This window comes from Propionigenium maris DSM 9537 (assembly GCF_027925155.1).
Taxonomy (GTDB): Bacteria; Fusobacteriota; Fusobacteriia; order Fusobacteriales; family Fusobacteriaceae; genus Propionigenium; species Propionigenium maris.
Map to the genome: position 1 here is coordinate 68,820 of NZ_BSDY01000004.1, position 19,802 is coordinate 88,621.

The window sequence follows — 19,802 nt, forward strand, 5'->3', positions numbered from 1 at the left end:
ATCACTTAGATTTTAACAGATTAAATGGGGGGATTCAAGGGAACCTTGGTAAGGTATGTAATTATTTAAGAGGAAATTTCTATATCAGAGAAAAAATTAAATTAGGGAGGTGATTTATTGAAGAGCTTAGATAAGGTCATTAAAAGGATAGAGGAGGGATTCTTAGATACTCCCGTTGAAATCACCTTGATCTCCACCGAGTTTAGTATCAGAAGGCTTATCTATATAACAGGGGTTGAGTTACGGGGAGGGTCCCTGCACCTGACCACAAATAAAACAAACTATGCCTCCCTTCTGCTGGATGCAGTGGAAGAGGTTCACTACTATGGACCGGGATCCCTGGTATTTATAACTAAAAAGGGAGCCACTCTGACTCTGAGGCCAGCTGAAGATATCTTAAAGTTTGAATAAATTCAAAAAATTAAAAAAGGTGAAGAAGGGCGTCTTCACCTTTTTAATTGGGGCGTTTCATATTTCTATGAAACTTGAGAGAGTTTATTGCTTGCTACAGGTGTATAATACTCCCTCTTTGTGTTTTTTATGTGTTTTTGTAGTGTAGTTTTATATTTTTTTAAATTATTTCACTTCCCTCTTAAACCCTTCCCTTGAGGTAGTAGACCTCTCTGAGGCTTCGGCCCCTCAGGGAGCCGCATTGAATATAATTAAATCCAAGTTTATTTAAGAAGCTCTGGGAAACATCTATGCTTTCACGCCCTGCAAGGAGTATTCCTGCTCCGGTCCCCTCAATGGCATACCTGACCATATACCTGGTGATCTCATAGATCCTGCTCCTCCACTCCTCCCTTACATAGAGATCTACCTCATATATCCCTCTGCTTTCATCATAGGCTCTCAGTCCGCAGACCCCTATCAGCACCCTTGTCTCTGTGTGGAAAAACGGATAGTAGATCTCACCGCAGCTCCTTCTGTCCCATACATCCCTCAATAGCTTTATCTTCTCTCCCACACACTCTTCTACTCTGTAATCTCCCCACAGCTCCATGGCAAGCTTCCTATCCTCTATCTTCCAGACTGAAAAAGGTATCCTTCCCAAATTTTCTTTTCTCTCATCCATCTCTATTCCCCCTATCTCAAACTTCGGTCTCTTATAGTTATTTTACTCCCTCCCCACTACCCACTCCTTCTTTATATCTTCATTTTCTTCAACAAAAAATAACGTGACGTTGCATCCTGTTAATCATCTGGGCTCCTCATTACTTTAACCTAAGTTGCTACTTAAAGAAATGACCGCTAGAAAATCTTAAAACCAAAGTTTTTTAGTCACGAATTTACACGAATTTTCTAAATAAAAGCACTTTAGCCAATTGAACAAAATCGAAAAGACATCATTTGTGAAAATGCTTCCCACTTGTTTTACATTCTAATTTGTGTCATTAGTGGCAAATGTTTTGAATTTCATCTAAAGGTAGTAACTTAAGTTACTTTATGTAGTTTTTTATAAATCCTACACTTCCCTTAATAATAAAAAAGCTGCAGATAATCTGCAGCTCTAAATCTATCTATTATATGGTCCAGCCGAAATAGTCCAGGGTATCCAGAATAAGTTTTCCTGTAAGGATAACTCCAATCCCCGCGTAAGCTATAAGTATAAGGGAGCAGGTCCACAGGAGCTCCCCCTCTGAAGCCTCCACATCAAGGGAAGTTTTCTCCGGTCTTACTGCCTTTACCTCTTCCTCAGCCTTCCTTCTACTATCTTCTCTATTTAAAAGTTCAAAGTTTGATCTATCCTTCATCTCTTCCTCCTCAAAATAATCTTAATCTAATCGTTTTTAAGAAGGATCTTTAATTCCTGAGAACCCGGTATCTTTCAATTGCCAGGCTCCTGTAAACTTGTTGCTTTTCACTCTTTACCCTTAACCTTTCAGGTTTTCTCCTGAAAGCTGCTACTGCTGGTGTCGGTGCTGTTCCCAGGGAGGGCTGTCCCTCTACAAGGCTCTGTTGCTCCGAGGATGACCTGAGGACAGATATTAATGCATCCTCGCTTTTGCTGTCTAACCTTCGTATCTGACTTTCTGCAAAAACCCCTTCCCTTACAGAGTAATCATCTCTATGAGTTACCGTATAGGAGAAAAAGGAGTAGACCAGAGCTAAAAAAACTCCTAAAACTTTGAACTTTGACATCTTATTTACCTCTAAATAATAGTTGATAGGTAGATATTCTAATTCTTTTCCTGTTTTTTTTCAACACTTATTTTAAAAGCTATAAAGCCAGTGGGCAGTAAGGGACTCCTAAATAAGACCTCCCCCTAAAAGTACCCCATAAGGTATTTAACTATCTCTAGGATGAGTTTCACTCCCAGGAGGATACCCATCCCTACATAAGCTGTTAAGATTAGGGAGACATTCCAGATGGTCTCCCACTTGGTGGGCTCCATATCCAGTACACTTCCTTTATCTATATCCCTCTCCGTCACCGCTCTGTTTATATTCTTTCTACCGCTATCTATAAGTTCAAAGTTTTTTATTTCTTCCATCTCTTCCTCCTCGATATTTTAAGCTATAAATATTAAGAAGGTATTTTAATTTCTAAGCACCCTGTTCCTTTCAAGGGCCACTCCCCTGTAAAACCATTGCTCACTACTCCCTAGATTAACCTCTACCCTGTCTCTTTTAGGCTGTTCCAGGGAAACTTCTTCAACTTTGGGCGGGGATCCCTCACTGTATATTGTAGTGGTTCTCTCCTCAGCTGCTCCCCCGCTTAAGAGGGTCTCTGTCTGGGTTTTCTCCTCTAACTTCCGTATCTGACTTTCCCTGAAGGATATCTCCTTCAGGAAAAAGCCGTCCCTGTGATTTATCGTATTTAGAAGGAATGAATAAATCAGGGCCAGGAAAACCCCTAAAACTTTGAACTTTAACATATTATCTCCTCTAATCAACTGGTCTATCCGGCATAATAATACTTTAAAAGGAATTTATCAAGTTTTTTAATATAAACTTAATGCTGTTAATTCATTTTTAATCCAAGGAGTCTAAAAAATTATGATATAACTTAGATACCCTTATAAAAAATTAGCGAATAACGGAGGTCCTATGACTATAGAAAAAGTATGTATAATCCTGGGAGTACTGATCCTTTCCAGTATCTTTTCCCTTAAACTTTCAAAAAAATTTAATATTCCCACCCTCATTATCTATCTGGGGATAGGAATGCTTGCAGGTTCAGAGGGGATCGGGGGAATTGCCTTTGATAACGCTCCCCTGGCCCAGTTCATCGGTAGCCTGGCACTCTGTATCATCCTCTTCTCTGGAGCCTTCAACACCAATATAGGTGAGATAAGGGATATCAAAAAGGAGGGTTTAGCTCTGGCAGTTATAGGGGTGTTCTTAAATACTCTCTTTGTAGCTGTACCCATATACTTCTTTACTCCCTTTGAGTTTCTCCAGGCCCTTCTCTTTGGAGCCATTGTTTCCTCCACAGATGCATCTGCTGTAATGTCCATAATAGGCTTTAGCGGTCTTAATATCAGAAAAAAGGTAGGAGGTATCTTAAAACTTGAGTCTGGTACCAACGATCCCATGGCCAATGTCCTCATCATACTTCTCCTTGGGGTTATCTCCTCGGGGCGGTTTAGCTTCCCCAGAGCTGTCCTCTTTCTTATTGCCCAGGTGGGGCTAGGGATACTCTGCGGTTACCTCATCTTCAGACTTGCCCTCCTTGTTCTGGAGAGGTTTGAGTTGAAGATGCAGGAGCTCCACCAGCTGATCATAGTAGGTTTTCTTCTTACAACCTATGGCCTTACTAACCTTGTGGGAGGAAATGGATTTATGGCCATCTATATACTAGGGCTCTCCCTGGGAAACAGCCCCCTGAGGTACAGGAAAAATATGAATCGTTTCTTCTCCTCCCTTTCGTGGTTTGTAGAAGTAGGAATGTTTGTTATGCTCGGGCTTCTGGTCTTCCCAATGCAGCTTATGGAGATATGGAGGGTAGGTGTTCTGGTTTCCATAGTCCTCATATTCTTAGCAAGACCCCTCAGTGTCTTCCTCACCCTTATGGGGAGCAGGGTTGAAAACAGGGAGAAACTCTTCATCTCCTGGGGAGGATTAAAGGGAGCCGTTCCAATTATCTTTGCAACCTTTCCTCTCATAGAAGGTGTAGAAAACTCGGAGCTTATCTTCAACCTGGTATTCTTCGTTGTAGTTATCTCAGTGATCTTTCAGGGAGTCACCCTCCCCTTTATGTCATGGTACCTAGGATTGGAATCTCACGAGGAATCCCCCTTCCAGGAGGGAGATCTTGAGAAGATGGAGTACCTCGAGGAGAGGGTGGTCAAGATAAGGGTTTCCTCTGAAGGAATTCTTGCAGGAAGGAGGGTCCATGAGCTGAACCTTCCCAGGGAAATACTTCTCATCCTTATAAATCGTCAGGGAGATAACCTTCTCCCAAGGGGAAATACCCTTATAAGGGAGGAAGATGAACTCTACCTCCTTTCAGATAACCTCCATACAGTGAGAAGCTACTTCTCCCACACAGAGGATATAGTCAACTAAAAAGGAGCGTGAGGCTCCACCCCTTTTAACCCTATACAATGAACTTTTATGATGGGACTAATCTATAATTCTATACTTTCCTTAACATTAAAAAAAGAGCTGACAATGTCAGCTCTTTTATAATTACATTCTGTCTACAGTTTTTATTCCTAGAAGATCTAATCCTTCCTTCAGTACCTTAGCTGTTCTCTCAGCAAGAAGCAGTCTAGAGTAAAGTACCTCATCCTCCTGATTAAGGATCGGACAAGAGTTGTAGAAGGTATTAAACTTCTTAGCCAGCTCAAATAAGTAGTCTGTAAGTAGGTTTGGCTTGTATGTCTCAGATGCTTTCATAGCTACATTTGGAAGCTGAGTAAGGAATAGTGCCAGTGCCTTCTCTGCCTTCTCTCCAAGGTTTACTGCTGTATCCTCCCTTACTACCTTGCCATTCTCCTCACCCTTTCTCAGGATAGACTGGATTCTAGCATATGAGTATTGTAGGTATGGAGCTGTATTTCCTTCGAAGCTAAGGATCTTATCCCACTCAAAGATTACAGCAGATTGTCTGTTCTGTGAAAGGTCAGCATACTTAATAGCTCCCACTCCAACAACCTCAGCAATATTTTCCTTCTCTTCAGCAGATAATCCAGGATTCTTTTCCTCTACTACAGCTAGAGCTCTCTTCTTCCCTTCATCTAGAAGCTGCTCAAGTCTGATTACGTTACCCTTTCTTGTAGAGAAGATTCCCTCAGCAAATCTCATAATTCCAAACCAAACGTGGTCCTTCTTTACATCCCATCCAAGCATATCAGTTATCTTGAAGAACTGTCTGAAGTGATCCTGCTGTCTCTCATCAGTTACATAAACAAGCTTGTTTATATTGTAGTTTTCCTTTCTGAACTTAATAGTAGCTATATCTGAAGTGGAGTATAGGAAAGCTCCGTCCTTCTTCTGTACGATACAAGGGTGTAGCTTAGTCTCCTCATCAAAGAACACCACCTGTGCTCCCTGATCCTCTACAGCTATTCCCTTATCTTTTAGCTCCTCTACTACCCCTGGCATCATATCGTGGTAGTGAGACTCTCCGTAGTATGTATCAAACTTTACATCCATTCTTCCGTAAAGCTTGTTGTACTCATCCAGAGACACCTGGATAAACTCCTTCCAGAGTCTGTTGTTCTCCTCGTCTCCGTCCTGAAGCTTCTTAAGCTCCTCTCTTGCAAGGTCCTCTAGGCTAGGGTCCTCATCTGCTGCCTTGGCAAACTCCACGTATACTCTCTCAAGTTCCTCGATGGCATTTTCCTTGTATGCATCCTCGTTTAGCCACTTTCTGTATCCGATAATAAGCTTACCAAACTGAGTTCCCCAGTCTCCGATGTGGTTGTCAGAAACTGTGTTGTACCCAAGGTAGTTGTAGATTCTCTTTATTGAATCTCCGATGATAGTAGATCTCAGGTGACCTATGTGCATCCTCTTGGCGATATTAGGTGATGAGTAGTCGATTATTACGTCTCCCTCTGTATCTAGGAATGAAAAATCATACTTCTCCTTGGAGATAGTCTTTACAACCTCTCCTAAAAACTCCTCCTTCAGGAAGATATTTATAAATCCAGGTCCTGCAATTTCAACCTTTTCAATAAGGTTGTTTTCTACAAGGTTATTTACTACGTTTTCAGCAATGGCTCTAGGGTTGCTCTTTAGCACCTTTGCGTTTACCATGGCAAAGTTTGTCTGGAAGTCTCCAAACTTTTCATTTGTTGCCATAGTTATATCGATAGCTCTAAGTTCCTGCTCTCCATAAAGAGCGTCTACTGTTCTTTTAAATATATCGGCAATCTGCTTTTCTATTAGTATCATCCATCTATCCTTTCTAAATTTAGTATTGTTACTTTTCTCTTGTACCCCAAGGGCATTTCTTCCCTTTGGTCAGTGCAAAAAAAAGTAACCAAAAGTTCAAGGTCTGTTCAAAAATAACTATTCCATATTCTCAAAGTTTTGAAAAGGTCGAAACTCCCTTTGCTCAAACAGTCGAGCATTTTATAAAACTTTAATTCATATTCCATTCACGCTATTTTTGAAATGACCGCTCTTAGATCTTGACTATAAGGTTATATTTATATTTTATCACATGATTTCCAGTTGACGGCACTTTGTACCTTCAAATTTACTAGACCGTTATGCAGATTAAGTTCCGCAGTGTCCTGCATTATTCCTGTCTCATAAAACGAGGACTGTAGCTCACAAAGGTCGTAGGTTATTATTCTACTTTGAAAACATTGGAACCCATGGCAGTTTTTCTTTGATTCGTTTCTTTTGACTGTTAAAAGAAATGAATAATTAAACAATAAAAAAAGGACTAAAGATTAGTCCTAAGAAAAGAAAACCGGTCTACCGCCACCTGTGTAGTTTTGGTCGCCGAGTACTATAAGTGGTAGTCAGATACTAACTGGCAACCAGGGTCCGTAGGGGCTCGTTATACCCTCGTGACCTTATTGATTACCGCTAGCAGCGCCAACCCCGTGACGACCTTAGGCCCAAAACATCAAGGTAGATGCAAATAGACCAGTAGTTCTTTCTCTTAGATAAAGTATATCACTATATATTCATTTTTTCAAGCCTTTTAAGGTTATTTTCCGGCTTTTAATTTTACATTTCTTTGGTTTTAGTACAAAGTATTCTTATTTCGTCTCTTCAACGAAGGTACTCTTAAGGAAAAGCTCCTCCAGCTGATCTTCCTCTACCTTACCAGGTGCTTCAGTCATTAGACACTGCCCCTTGTTTGTCTTAGGGAACGGCATTACGTCTCTGATAGACTCCTCCTTCATCATTACCATCAGCCATCTGTCGATACCAAATGCTAATCCTCCGTGAGGTGGTGCACCGTATTTAAATGCATCGATAAAGAATCCAAACTTCTCTCTTGCTTCCTCATCAGATAATCCTAACTGCTTAAATACCTTAGCCTGTACATCCTGGTTGTGAATTCTTATAGATCCTCCACCGATCTCAGAACCATTTAGAACCATATCATATGAGTTCGTTCTTACAGATTTCATCTCTCCTGCTAAGAATGCTTCCATATCCTCTTCCTTTATAGAAGTGAATGGGTGGTGCTGAGCCTTGTATCTCTCCTCCTCTTCACTCCACTCAAACATAGGGAAGTCTACGATCCACAGGAACTTGAACTCATTCTTATCGATAAGGTCTAGATCCTTTCCTAGTGCTAGTCTAAGAGCTCCAAGACCGTCATATACTACCTTCTCCTTGTCAGCCAGGATCATGATTACATCTCCAGCCACTGCTCCTGTTCTTTCAAGGATTGCTGCCATCTCCTCCTCTGAGAAGAACTTAGCGATTGGAGAGTTTACGCCCTCTTCCGTTACCTTGATCCAAGCCAGTCCCTTAGCTCCAAAGTAAGTCTTTACATAGTTCTCATAGTCTCCCAGTACCTTTCTTGAGAAAGACTCGGCACATCCTGGTGCTACTACTGCCTTTACAAGTCCACCTGAGTTTGCAACACCTGAGAACGCCTTGAATCCGCATCCGGCCATGATGTCTGTAAGCTCCTTAAGCTCTACACCAAATCTTACATCTGGCTTATCCGATCCGAATCTCTCCATAGCTTCAGCATATGGCATTCTTTCAAATGAGTAGTTAGCTTCCTCACCTGTAACTCCTGCAAATACTTTTTTAGCAAGTCCTTCGATCTCATTCATTACATCATCCATAGTTACAAAGGACATCTCGATATCCAGCTGAGTAAATTCAGGCTGTCTGTCTGCTCTCAGGTCCTCGTCTCTGAAACACTTAGCTACCTGATAGTATCTCTCGATTCCTGCAACCATTAACAGCTGCTTAAATAGCTGTGGTGATTGAGGTAATGCATAAAACTCTCCACTTCTGCTTGGTACAAGGAAGTCTCTTGCTCCCTCTGGAGTTGACTTTGTAAGTAGAGGTGTATCTACGTCCATAAATCCTTTTTCATTCATATATTCTCTAATAGCAGTCATCATGTTATGTCTTGCTCTCAGGTTTCTTGCCATCTGATTTCTTCTGATATCTAGGTATCTGTACTTTAATCTGATAGTCTCAGATAAGTTCTCATCTCCAGTAACCTGGAATGGAAGCACGTCGCAGTTGTTCAGGATCTCCATCTCCTCAACAAATACTTCGATATCTCCAGTAGGCATATTCGCATTCTTAGAGAATCTCTCCTTTACTTCACCAGTTATCTTTATTACACCTTCAGTTCTGATTTCATTTGCAAGTTTTGCTACCTCTTCACTTACATTGTCAGGGAATACTATCTGAGTTACTCCCTCTCTGTCTCTAAGATCGATAAATGTAAGCCCTCCTAGGTCTCTCTTAGTTGCTACCCAACCAGAAAGAGTTACCCTCTTACCTATATCTTCCTTCCTTAGCTCTCCAAGGTTATGCGTTCTGTACGTCATCCTTCTACCACCTTTATGATTATTATATTATTAATTTTTTTATTTCTTTAAGTCTGTGTAGTCTTTAAATTACTTTAAAAGCTCAGCTACTGCCTCATCTACACTAAGTGTTTCCTGGGTTCTTTCAGCAAGGTTCTTTAGAACTACCTTGTTCTCTGCCAGCTCCTGATCTCCAATAATAATAGCATAGTTTACCCCAAGTTTATCAGCCTTCTTCATGCTGGCCTTCATAGATTTCTTTACAAACTCTATGTTAGTCTTGATTCCTGCACTTCTCAGCTTATCTGCTACACCAAAGGCATAGGCCTCTGCTTCCTCACCCATCCACACGATGTGTACCTCTGGAGTATTTGAAGGGTAGTCCTCAAGAAGCATCATGATCCTCTCTATTCCTGCAGCAAATCCAAATGCCGGAATCTCCTTGTTTCCTAGCTGAGTAAGAAGACCATCATATCTTCCTCCTCCCAGAACAGTTCCCTGAGCTCCCAGCTTGTTTGTTACTATCTCATATACAGTACTTGAGTAGTAGTCCAGTCCCCTTACAAGGTTTGAGTTTTCCACATACTTTACTCCGAAGATATCCAGGTATCTCTTTACCTCTTCGAAGTGAGCCTTCTCTTCATCATTTAGTGCATCTGTAATCTTAGGAGCCCCTACGATTACCTCCTTACACTTAGGGTTCTTACAGTCTAGAACTCTTAGAGGGTTGTTTTCATATCTTGTTGCACAGTCCTCACACAGCTCCTCCTTTACAGGAGTTAGGAAGTTAATAAGGTTCTCCCTGTACTTGGTTCTCGACTCATTTCCACCGATGGAGTTTATATTTACCTCAAGATCTGTAATTCCAAGCTTCTCCAGAAGCTTGTATCCCATTGCGATAACCTCTGCATCTAGAATAGGTGATGCCTCTCCAAGGGCTTCTACTCCAAGCTGGTTAAACTCCCTCTGTCTTCCAGCCTGAGGTCTCTCATATCTGAACATAGATCCCATGTAGTAGTACTTTGTAAAGTCTTCCTTACCGTAGATCTTGTGCTCTAGGTAGGATCTTACAACTGCTGCAGTTCCCTCTGGTCTAAGAGTAAGACTTCTCTCTCCCCTGTCTGTAAAGGTATACATCTCCTTGGAAACAACATCTGTTCCCTCTCCTATTCCTCTCTTAAAAAGGCTTGTCTCCTCAAAAATAGGAGTTTTAATCATAGAGTATCCATAAGCTTCGAATACTTCTCTTGCTGTATTTACTATATAGTTGTACTTAGCTGCATCTTCTCCGAAGATGTCCTTGGTACCTCTCACTGCTTTCAGTAGTTTCATCCTATCACCTCGTCCTTTCTATCATTTCTTCCATAGCTTCTCCAGCTTCTGCTGGATCATCTTTTCATTCTTATTTTCCCCGGGAATATAGTATTTCCCAGGCCTTTCCATATAGGCCTGCTCCACAAAGTTACCTGCGTAAGCATGGGGGTATTTATACAGGTGCTCCCCCTGTTTGGTCAGATGTACAGGAACCTCCTGAAGGTTTCCTGCTCTTATATCTGCAAGGGCAGCGTCTATTGCTGCCTCGCTGCTGTTACTCTTACTGGATATAGCAAGATATATCGTTGCTTGAGCCAGGATTATCCTTACCTCTGGCATACCAATCTTTTCAGTACTTGTAATAGCTGCATGGCAGATTAGAAGAGCCTCTGGATTGGCCATCCCTATATCCTCGCTGGCATGGACCAGAAGCCTTCTGGCTATATATCTGGGATCCTCTCCGCCGTCTAACATCCTGGCAAGCCAGTAGATAGCAGCATCGGGGTCGGAGCCCCTTATACTTTTAATGAAGGCGGATATAATGTTATACTTATCCTCCTTCTTGTGGTACCCTTCCTTCCTCTTCTTAAAGAGCTCCCTTATCTCCTCATCTGAGAGGGTGTCAGCAGTATTACAGTAGAGCTCTACATAGTTCAGGGCTGTTCTGGCGTCTCCCTTGGCAAGGTCTAATATCGTCTCCATCATATCCTCGGAGAGTTCCTTCAGCCCCAGCCTCTCAACTCCTGCTTTCACGAGTTTTTCTATATGAACGGTATCTAATTTTTTAAATTCAAATACCATACATCTAGAAAGCAGGGCATTGTTCAGGGTATAGTAGGGATTTTCCGTGGTGGCTCCTATTAAAACTATAAGGCCATCCTCTGTATAGGGAAGAAGGGCATCCTGCTGCAGCTTATTGAACCTGTGAATCTCATCTAGAAAGAGAAGGGTTCTTCTGTTTTCCATCTCCACCCTTCTTTTTGCCCGTTCAACTACCTCACGGAAATCAGAGAGACTTGCTGTGGTGGCATTTAACTTTTCAAAGGTGTAGTCTAACTCGCCTGAGATAAGTTCAGCCAGAGAGGTCTTTCCCGTTCCTGGAGGTCCAAAGAAGATGGAGTTTACTATCTTTCCCTTATCTATAAGGTTACGAAGTACGCTTCTCCTTCCGATTACCTCCTCCTGTCCCACATATTCATCTAAATTTTTCGGCCTCATCTGATAGGCAAGGGGTCTTATCCTGTCAAAGTTCCCCTGAAACAGGCTTCTCATAAGCTTCACATCCAATTTTTACACATCAATAATTTTAAACTTCCCATTTCATTCTTTTTCCTAGTAGAAAAAAAGGCATGTTGAACTACAACACGCCTCCTGACCTATTTTATTAGGTAAAGTAATAGCGCCGTCACAATAAACAGAGCAGCAACAACTTCTGTAATCTTAGCTAGTGGTCCCCCGTCCTGAGATACACCAAATACAGTATTTGTTCCTCCTGAACCCATACTTCCTGACATTCCACGGCTTCTATCTGGTTGAATCAGCACTAATATTATAAGAGCTAGTGCGAATACAAATAATAATACTGTCAATAATCCTGCCATCTCATCCTCCCGAATTAACATATTTTTCCAACTTTATTATAATATATCCAGCCCAAAATTTAAAGGGAAACTTTAAAAAGGAAATGCAATTGTTTATTCTAATAAACCTTACATACAAAATACCGTAAGGGAGTGAGACAAATGAGAAAAATTTACATACTCGATACCAATGTATTGATACACGATCCCAAGGCTATGCTGAATTTTAAGGGCAACGAAGTTGTTGTTCCCATATTTGTAATAGAGGAAGTGGACAAACTGAAGAAACAGCCTGTTACAGGACCTCAGGCCAGGATCGCCTCCCGTACAATAGACAGTTTCAGACAGATTGGCTGCCTTGCCAAGGGAGTTCATTTAGATAATGATATCTTTTTTAGAGTTGAGCTAAGAAACGACCCATCTCTTCTACCCCCTTCCCTAAAAAGGGATGTAGTGGATAACAGAATCCTTTCTACTACCCTGGGAATACAAAAGGAGAACTCCGATAAAAAGGTGGTTCTGGTATCAAAGGATATAAATATGAGGATAAAAGGAGATGCCCTGGGGGTACATGTAGAGGACTATGAAACAGACATGGTTGACTACTCAGAACTCTATGACGGAAGTCTTCCCGTTGAGGTTCCCGAGGATATATATAAAAAGTATGTTAAAACTGGAAGGCTTAAGCTAGAGGAGGCAGGTCTAGAATCTCCTCCTGCAAATACCTTTATAAGACTAAAAAACGGCGAAAAGGAAGCCCACGGAAAGTTCAACGCCAACAAAAAAAGGATTGAGAGGCTCGTATTCGGAGATGCCAATGTCTGGGGAGTGAGGGCAAAAAATGACGAGCAGAAGTTTGCAGTGGACCTCCTCATGGATGAAAATATAAAGGTTGTTACCCTTGTGGGAAAGGCCGGTACAGGTAAGACTCTCCTAGCAGTAGCTGCAGGACTGGAGCAGGTGGTAGAGAGAAGGCTGTATAAGAAGCTCCTCATCGCAAGACCTATAATGCCTATGGGTAAGGATATCGGTTACCTTCCTGGCTCTGAGAAGGATAAGCTTAAACCATGGATGCAGCCTATCCACGACAATATAGACTTTCTCTCGGAAAACAAGGAGGAGAAGGCCGGTGACAGGGTGGTAGCAGGACTGGAATCCATGGGTCTGCTAAAGATTGAGGCCCTTACATATATAAGGGGAAGAAGTATCCCTGCTGGATTTATAATAATCGATGAAGCACAGAACTTGACACCACTGGAGATAAAAACTATCGTTACCAGAGCCGGGGAGAATACAAAGATTATCTTCACTGGAGACCCTCAGCAGATCGATAACCCTTACTTAGATGCCAACACAAATGGACTTACCTACATGGCTGAAAAGCTTAAGGGGGAGGAGATCTCAGGACACATAACCCTAACCAAGGGAGAGAGGTCTGCTCTGGCTGAAATAGCTGCAAAGCTATTATAAGAAGTTATACACGGGAGCTCGTAGGGAGCTCCCCTTTTATCATTTAATCTCCATTAATTTGAACCTTTTTAATGTTCTGTGCTAATATCTATACATAAAAATAGTGTAGGAGTGTCTCAAGATGAAGATAGGAATAATAGGACCCAGAGATTCAGCTGAAAATATTGCTGAGAAGCTGTCTCGGGTAGATGAAAATATTCAGTGTAAGTTTTATATACGAGAGAAGATCTCTAAGGTAGGGGAGGTCATCGATAGATGTGAAGATGAGGTAGACGGTATAATCCTTACTGGGGCCGGAGTCCATGCTACCCTCGAAGGGATAAGACCCCTCACTAAACCCTCTACATATATCCACCGGACCACCCTGAGCCTTGTCTCGACCCTCTGGAAGGCCAGAGAAGGCTTTAAAGATCTGAACAGATTTAGTGTAGATGTTGTTTCTAAAGATGCCTTGGATGAAGCTGTGGAGGAGTTAAACCTCCAGGGAAAAGATATCAGGCTCATGCCCTTTTGCTCTACGTGCAGCGAGGAGGACTATATCAAGTGGCACATCAAACTCTTTAAAGAGGGAAGGACAGACTTTATCCTTACAGGTTTTGGAGATGTCTATACGAGATTAAAGAGGGAGGGATACCCTGTATACAGGCTCTTCCCCACCTACTCCCAGGTTAAGGAAGCATACAGGGAGATCCTTCACAAGGCTCAGATATCCAAGCTAAAATCCTCCCAGATAGCTGTCCAGGTAATAAAGGTCACCAAGAAGATCAATAAGAACTACTACGAGGAGTTAAATATCCAGAACAGACTCCAAAGGGAGATCATCTCCTATGTAAGGGAGGTCCAGGGAGCTCTCTATACCTCAGGGGGGGATGAATATGTAATCTCGGGAACCAGGGGATCGTTTAAGGACAGCATAAGAAGCTTTATGAAGCTCCTCTCCAATGTTGTAGTAGAGATAAGCTCTGGGATAGGGTATGGAAGTACCGCCTATGAAGCTGATGTCAATGCCAGAAATGCTCTCCTAGCCTCTATAAGGGATGGGGGATTATTTGTAATAGATGAATGCGGAACTCTCAGAAGGCCTGTTGCCCCAAGAAAGGTTTCGGGGGAGAGCAGAAGTAAGAAGATAGAGATCATAAGCAAGGTAACCAAACTTTCCCCTGTTTATATCTCCAAGATAATGACCCTCCTGGAAAGAAAGGAGGAGCTCAGAGTGGACTCCAAGGAACTTGCGGGATATCTGGAGATCAGCGAAAGAAGTGCCAGAAGAATAATTAATAAGCTCATAGAAAATAACTATGGCTCCCTGGAGACAGAGGAAAAGGTCTCCAAAGGGAGGCCTAAAAACATCATAAAGATAACCTTCTAGATAGAGGACCATCATGGTCCTCTATTCTTTTTCGGACAATTTATCTGTCACTATTTCTCCTACCTATTCATAGAATGTCCATATAAAATTTTATAAATCCATCCTACTATCTCCACCTATTATTTTTACATTCAAAGTGTTTCATATCCACGACATTCGTCCCCTCTTTTTCATTTCTTATCCTTTTTTAAGTATATTTTAAGTAATTGTACTGTTAAAGTGACCCAACTCTAAAACCCTTGTAATTATTAGTGTATCAAGGGCTCCATAAATTGTATATCTTTAATAATAATAGAATTAAATATACTATTTTAAAATTAAATGTTCTTTTGTTTGACGAAAAATATTAATTGTGATATAAATTCAACTATAAAAACGGACAATGTCCAAAAATAATTTTTAAGGAGAGTTATCACAATGAAGAAACATATTTTAAACACCTTTGCTGTCGTTTCAATTATCTCTTTAGTCTGTGAGATGATTGGAATGGTACAAATAGGAAAAGTGGCTATCTTCCCAATGCTTTATGCAGTATTAATAGGAATGGCAGTTACTCCAGACCTACTTGGAAAAAAGATTACAAAACTCAAGGAAAAGATTACAGCCAAGGAGATGGGACTGGCTGGAGAGATGGTTATGCTTATCCTCCTTATGTTGGGAATTAAACTGGGTACCTTTGTTGGACCTAATATCAATCAGATTATTCAGGCTGGACCTGCATTTATTGCCCAGGAGTTCGGACATATCCTTGCCCCACTGATTGCAGTGCCTCTTGCTCTTAAGCTTGGATTAAGAAGAGAAGCTATAGGAGCAGGTTCAAGTATCAGTAGAGAAGCATCTCTTGGGGTTATCGGTGAAAAGTACGGAATCGCTTCTCCAGAGGGAAGCGGAGTACTGGGAGTATACCTTGCTGGTACAATTGTTGGAACTATCTACTTTGGTATCCTTGGATCCCTTTCAGTATACACTGGTATCCACCCACTGGCTCTTGGAATGGCTTGCGGAGTAGGAAGTGGAAGTATGATGACTGCTGCTGCATCGGCTCTGTCAGCAGTTGTAGACCCTCAGTATGCTGACCAGGTATTTGCATATGCATCTACAAGTAACATGCTTTCAGGAATTACAGGAGTTAACATCCTTGTGTTTATCTCACTACCATTTACCGAGTGGTACTATAAGAAGTTAGAAGGAAAATTCACTAAGAAAGAGGCAGGTATTCAAAATGCATAGAATTGATATTAAAAAATATATAACTTACTTTCTACTAATGTCCACAGCAGGGATCATTATCCTAGCTGGTCAGGCTGTAGGTCTGCAAAAAGAGTTTATCGGAGCTGTTCCCGGGATGCTTTTAATCATCCTTCTGGCTCTGCTGGCTTTCTCTATAAAGGATATCTTTCCTAAGTTTCCACTGCCGGCATATGCCCTGTCTACAATTATAGGCATGATAGTGAGCCTTGAGGCTCTTCCTATCTCAAAGTTCTTTGCTCCCAGTATCGGAAGCGTAGAGTTTATGCCAATGTGTACCCCCCTTCTTGCCTTTGCAGGGATCTCAGTTGGTGATAAGATAGAAGAGCTTAAGGAGATGTCTTGGAAGATCGTTATTATTGCAGTGGTAGTATTCACAACAATATTCTTCGCATGCGCACTGATTGCTCAGACAGTATTAAAGATTCAGGGTAAGATCTAATTTATAGAGGATAAAATATTATTAAGGGGGATACAGGATGAATAAGCAGGAGTTAAAGAAGAGAATAATAGAGGCTATCGATGCCAACAGGGATTCTATCATCAGAGCAGGGAGGGAAATCTACTCTACCCCTGAGCTGGGGTATAAGGAGGTGGAGTCCACTAAAACAGCTGTGAACTTCCTTAAGGATCTTGGACTGGAAATAGAGGAAAACATCGCAGTTACAGGATGTAGAGCCAGACTAAATGAGGAGGCAAAGGGACCTAAGGTGGCTATCCTGGGAGAACTTGACTCTGTAGCAGTAGCTGATCATCCAGATGCTGCTGAAAATGGAAATATGCATGCCTGTGGTCACAATATCCAGATGGGAGGATTACTGGGAGCTGCCCTTGGACTGGTTAAGTCGGGAGTTTTAAAGGAGCTAGATGGTAGAGTGGACATCATGGCTACTCCGGCTGAGGAGTTTATCGAGCTGGAATACAGGGAAAACCTGAGAAAAGAGGGGAAGATAACATACTTTGGAGGTAAGCAGGAGCTTATCAAGAAGGGTGCCTTCGACGATGTGGATATGTCTATGATGTTCCATGCACTGGACCTCGGAGAGAACAAGGCCCTTATCGGACCAGAGAGTAACGGTTTCATAGGAAAAAAGATTAAGTTTATAGGAAAGGAGTCCCATGCAGGTTCTGCTCCTGAAGAGGGAATCAATGCCCTAAACGCTGCAATGCTTGCTATGAACAACATCCATGCCCAAAGGGAGACCTTCAAGGACTCGGACAGGGTAAGAGTTCACCCGATCATTACAAAGGGAGGAGACATTGTAAATGTAGTTCCTGCTGATGTAAGGATGGAATCATATGTTAGAGCAAGAACTGTAGAGGGGATGCTCGACTCAAATACAAAAGTTAACAGAGCTCTTAAAGCTGGAGCTATGGCTGTGGGAGCTGAGATCGAGATCACTGAGATTCCTGGATACCTTCCTATACTGAGATATGAAAATATGGATGAGATCTTCAAGGGGAACCTGGAGGAGCTTGGACTTGCTGGAAGGATCGTAGAGGGAGGAGACTTCACAGGATCCTTTGATTTTGGAGATGTATCCCACCTGATGCCCACCCTGCATCCTATGATCGGTGGTATAAAGGGATCCCTTCATACAAGGGAGTTCCAGATTACAGATGAGGAGCTGGCATATATCGTCCCTGCCAAGGCAATGGCTATGACTGTGGTGGACCTTCTCTTCGACGGAGCAAAGAGGGCCAAGGATATCCTGGCTAACTTTAAACCAGTGATGACCAAGGATGAGTACCTTGAGTTTATGGAAAGTAACGACAAGATAATAAAAGCATAGAAAAAAGACCGAAACCTATAAGTTTCGGTCTTTTATTTTTAAAGGATAGAATGAGTTCTCCTCATAAACTATTTAATAGAAACATCTTACTTCTAAGGAGGAAAAGTCTATGAAGAAGACCTTGCTTTTTATCTTTATTTTAATGACCTTTAATATTTCAGAAGCTGCCTTTACAAAAACAAATAACTCCCATTTAGCTGCAGAAAATATCTACTCCTTTAACTTCGGAAAAATCAAACTGGAAAACTGTCTCTTAAACCGTAAGAGAGGAGATTACCGAAAGTTCCAGGGAGTTATAGAAAACAGAGGAACCACCGACTTAGAGTGGATTGAACTTGAGTTCTACTTCAGAGATTCCAACTTTAACCACGGAAGATACTCCTTAGTTTCCACAGAAGTTATAAAAAAGATTCCAGGAAGATCCCACAAGGAGTTTAAGTTAAGGATACCTGTGGGAAGCATCGACGGAAGGGACTTTAAGGTTAAGATGTCAGATTACAAGATAAAAGGGGAGTAGCTCTGCTCCCCTTCCAAACAAAAAATCCCCAATCCCGGAACCTTTTCTATAATTTATTTCTTCTGCATCTTCTTAAGGACATCCTTTATGGCATCCTCTATACTCTCATAGCCTGCTATATCTTCCTTTGTTACCAGCTTCTCTATATCCTTCTTGCTGTATCCAAGAGCTTCCAGAGCCATGTACAGCTCCTCCTCTATAGCCGCCACCTTACTAATGCTGCTTCCTCCATCTGCAAGATCCATAAGCTGAAGTCCCTTGAGCTTGTCCTTAACATCCACAATAAGCTTTTGGGCTTTCTTCATTCCAAGCTTAGGAACCTTTGTAAGAAGTTTTACATCCTCCCTTGCAACTATCTCCTTTATATCACTTACACTGAAGGTAGAAAGGATGGCAAGAGCCAGAGACATCCCTATTCCATTTACATTGATCAGGATCTCAAAGAGATCTCTCTCTCTTTCCTCAGCAAACCCTATGAGTTTAAAGGCATCCTCCCTGATATAGTTATATATAAAAAGCTTTCCTTCCTCTCCCAGAGTTAATTTTTCATAGGTCTTCAGAGAAATATTCACCCTGTAACCTATTCCATTTACATCTACAGCTACATAATCCAGTTTTTTTACAGCTATCCTTCCACTTAAGTATTCAAACATCCCTAACCTCTCCCATACTCTTCTAAGTTTATCTTCTGAACCTTTTCTATCTCACTTCCCAGAAACATCTCTCCCAATTCCCTAAAGTGATTAGGGGAGTCGCTCACATAAAACTCATCGTGAACCTCTGCCATATCCGACAGCTGATCCTCTTCTTCAAGAAGTTCCTTGAGCTCCTTAGCCACCTCTATAGCCGGATTGACAACCTCTATGCCAGTCCCATCAAGATACCTTCTTATAATATCTCCCAGGATAGGGTAGTGGGTACATCCCAGGATTAGCGAGTCCACCCTTCCCTTGAAGTTGGAAAGGTATCTCTCTATCACCATCTTCGTTATCTCATCCTCTATCATTCCCTCCTCTACCAGGGGAACAAAGAGGGGACAGGAATTTGCATAGACCTCTACATCAGCTTTTATCTTTTTTATCTCCCTCTCATAGACTCCGCTGTTTACAGTGCCCTTGGTTCCTATGACACCTATCCTGCCTCCTGAACTCACCTTGAGAGCACCCCTGCTTCCGGCACCTATTACCCCTATTACAGGAAAGTCATACTTTCCCTGAAGGGCTTCCAGAGCCATGGCTGAAGCTGTATTGCAGGCAATAACCAGAGCCTTTATATCCTTTGTCTTTAAAAATTCTGCTATTTCCTGGGAGTAGTTTACTATATTTTCCCTGGACTTTGAGCCATAGGGTAACCTGGCCGTATCACCAAAGTAATATACCTTCTCCCCAGGGAGTATCTTTTTTATCTCCTTAAGAACTGTGAGACCTCCGAAACCAGAGTCAAAAATCCCAATTCCTCTATTATCCATATATTCACCTCATTAAAATTATATCATATTTCCCCCCATAAAAAAACGGTCCTACCATGGACTTATTCCATCTATTACCTAATCCCCCACTATTTCCTCCTTTTTTAAAAAAACTGCTGCTC

General features: G+C 41.7%; 20 protein-coding genes. 8 read left to right on the plus strand and 12 right to left on the minus strand.

Annotation, left to right across the window (positions count from 1 at the left end):
• Positions 1-117: 117 nt before the first annotated feature.
• Positions 118-411, plus strand: coding sequence for a hypothetical protein (locus QMG11_RS05045; protein WP_281833990.1), 294 nt, complete (start codon positions 118-120; stop codon positions 409-411).
• A gap of 181 nt (positions 412-592) precedes the next feature.
• Here QMG11_RS05045 and QMG11_RS05050 read toward each other — a convergent pair whose 3' ends face one another.
• The 5 genes from QMG11_RS05050 to QMG11_RS05070 form a co-directional block, all read right to left on the minus strand.
• Positions 593-1,075 carry a GNAT family N-acetyltransferase gene (locus tag QMG11_RS05050; protein ID WP_281833992.1) on the minus strand — a complete coding sequence of 161 codons (483 nt, stop codon included), beginning with the start codon at positions 1,073-1,075 and terminating at the stop codon, positions 593-595.
• A gap of 448 nt (positions 1,076-1,523) precedes the next feature.
• Positions 1,524-1,754 (minus strand): hypothetical protein, encoded by a 231-nt coding sequence (locus QMG11_RS05055; RefSeq protein ID WP_281833994.1) that lies wholly within the window; start codon positions 1,752-1,754, stop codon positions 1,524-1,526.
• Between the two features lie 49 nt (positions 1,755-1,803).
• Entirely contained in the window at positions 1,804-2,142 is a 339-nt protein-coding gene (locus tag QMG11_RS05060; protein ID WP_281833996.1) for a hypothetical protein, read from the minus strand.
• Between the two features lie 125 nt (positions 2,143-2,267).
• Entirely contained in the window at positions 2,268-2,495 is a 228-nt protein-coding gene (locus QMG11_RS05065) for a hypothetical protein (protein WP_281833998.1), read from the minus strand.
• Positions 2,496-2,540: 45 nt separating this feature from the next.
• Complete coding sequence (locus tag QMG11_RS05070) at positions 2,541-2,879, minus strand: hypothetical protein (RefSeq protein WP_281834000.1); 339 nt, start codon at positions 2,877-2,879, stop codon at positions 2,541-2,543.
• 172 nt (positions 2,880-3,051) lie between these two features.
• Here QMG11_RS05070 and QMG11_RS05075 point away from each other — a divergent pair, with 172 nt between their 5' ends.
• Positions 3,052-4,512, plus strand: a complete 1,461-nt coding sequence (locus QMG11_RS05075; protein WP_281834002.1) for a potassium/proton antiporter — start codon at positions 3,052-3,054, stop codon at positions 4,510-4,512.
• A gap of 123 nt (positions 4,513-4,635) precedes the next feature.
• Here the strand turns inward: QMG11_RS05075 and argS are convergent, their stop codons facing one another.
• The 5 genes from argS to secG all read right to left on the minus strand — a co-directional run bounded on the left by argS (position 4,636) and on the right by secG (position 11,836).
• Positions 4,636-6,348: an arginine--tRNA ligase gene (argS, locus tag QMG11_RS05080; protein ID WP_281834004.1), complete on the minus strand. Its 1,713-nt coding sequence runs from the start codon at positions 6,346-6,348 to the stop codon at positions 4,636-4,638.
• A gap of 821 nt (positions 6,349-7,169) precedes the next feature.
• Complete coding sequence (aspS, locus tag QMG11_RS05085) at positions 7,170-8,942, minus strand: aspartate--tRNA ligase (RefSeq protein WP_281834006.1); 1,773 nt, start codon at positions 8,940-8,942, stop codon at positions 7,170-7,172.
• A 69-nt stretch (positions 8,943-9,011) separates the two neighbouring features.
• Positions 9,012-10,253 (minus strand): histidine--tRNA ligase, encoded by a 1,242-nt coding sequence (gene hisS, locus QMG11_RS05090; protein WP_281834008.1) that lies wholly within the window; start codon positions 10,251-10,253, stop codon positions 9,012-9,014.
• Between the two features lie 21 nt (positions 10,254-10,274).
• Positions 10,275-11,507, minus strand: coding sequence for a replication-associated recombination protein A (locus tag QMG11_RS05095; RefSeq protein WP_281834010.1), 1,233 nt, complete (start codon positions 11,505-11,507; stop codon positions 10,275-10,277).
• 104 nt (positions 11,508-11,611) lie between these two features.
• Positions 11,612-11,836 (minus strand): preprotein translocase subunit SecG, encoded by a 225-nt coding sequence (secG, locus tag QMG11_RS05100; RefSeq protein WP_281834012.1) that lies wholly within the window; start codon positions 11,834-11,836, stop codon positions 11,612-11,614.
• 141 nt (positions 11,837-11,977) lie between these two features.
• Here secG and QMG11_RS05105 point away from each other — a divergent pair, with 141 nt between their 5' ends.
• From QMG11_RS05105 to QMG11_RS05130, 6 genes are all read left to right on the plus strand, one after another.
• Entirely contained in the window at positions 11,978-13,285 is a 1,308-nt protein-coding gene (locus QMG11_RS05105) for a PhoH family protein (protein WP_281834014.1), read from the plus strand.
• A gap of 121 nt (positions 13,286-13,406) precedes the next feature.
• Positions 13,407-14,654, plus strand: coding sequence for a hypothetical protein (locus tag QMG11_RS05110; RefSeq protein WP_281834016.1), 1,248 nt, complete (start codon positions 13,407-13,409; stop codon positions 14,652-14,654).
• Between the two features lie 417 nt (positions 14,655-15,071).
• The gene (locus tag QMG11_RS05115; protein ID WP_281834018.1) at positions 15,072-15,884 is read left to right on the plus strand and encodes a DUF3100 domain-containing protein; all 813 of its coding nucleotides are present in this window, start codon (positions 15,072-15,074) and stop codon (positions 15,882-15,884) included.
• On the plus strand, positions 15,877-16,344 hold the full coding sequence (locus tag QMG11_RS05120; protein WP_281834020.1) for a hypothetical protein: 468 nt from the start codon (positions 15,877-15,879) through the stop codon (positions 16,342-16,344). The genes QMG11_RS05115 and QMG11_RS05120 overlap by 8 nt, the downstream gene beginning before the upstream one ends.
• 37 nt (positions 16,345-16,381) lie before the next feature.
• Positions 16,382-17,695 carry an amidohydrolase gene (locus QMG11_RS05125; RefSeq protein ID WP_281834022.1) on the plus strand — a complete coding sequence of 438 codons (1,314 nt, stop codon included), beginning with the start codon at positions 16,382-16,384 and terminating at the stop codon, positions 17,693-17,695.
• Positions 17,696-17,804: 109 nt separating this feature from the next.
• Positions 17,805-18,212 carry a hypothetical protein gene (locus QMG11_RS05130; RefSeq protein ID WP_281834024.1) on the plus strand — a complete coding sequence of 136 codons (408 nt, stop codon included), beginning with the start codon at positions 17,805-17,807 and terminating at the stop codon, positions 18,210-18,212.
• Positions 18,213-18,265: 53 nt separating this feature from the next.
• On the opposite strand, the gene ruvA is transcribed toward QMG11_RS05130, so the two are convergent.
• Positions 18,266-18,865 (minus strand): Holliday junction branch migration protein RuvA, encoded by a 600-nt coding sequence (ruvA, locus tag QMG11_RS05135; protein WP_281834026.1) that lies wholly within the window; start codon positions 18,863-18,865, stop codon positions 18,266-18,268.
• Between the two features lie 2 nt (positions 18,866-18,867).
• The gene (gene murI, locus QMG11_RS05140; RefSeq protein ID WP_281834028.1) at positions 18,868-19,680 is read right to left on the minus strand and encodes a glutamate racemase; all 813 of its coding nucleotides are present in this window, start codon (positions 19,678-19,680) and stop codon (positions 18,868-18,870) included.
• Positions 19,681-19,802: the final 122 nt, after the last annotated feature.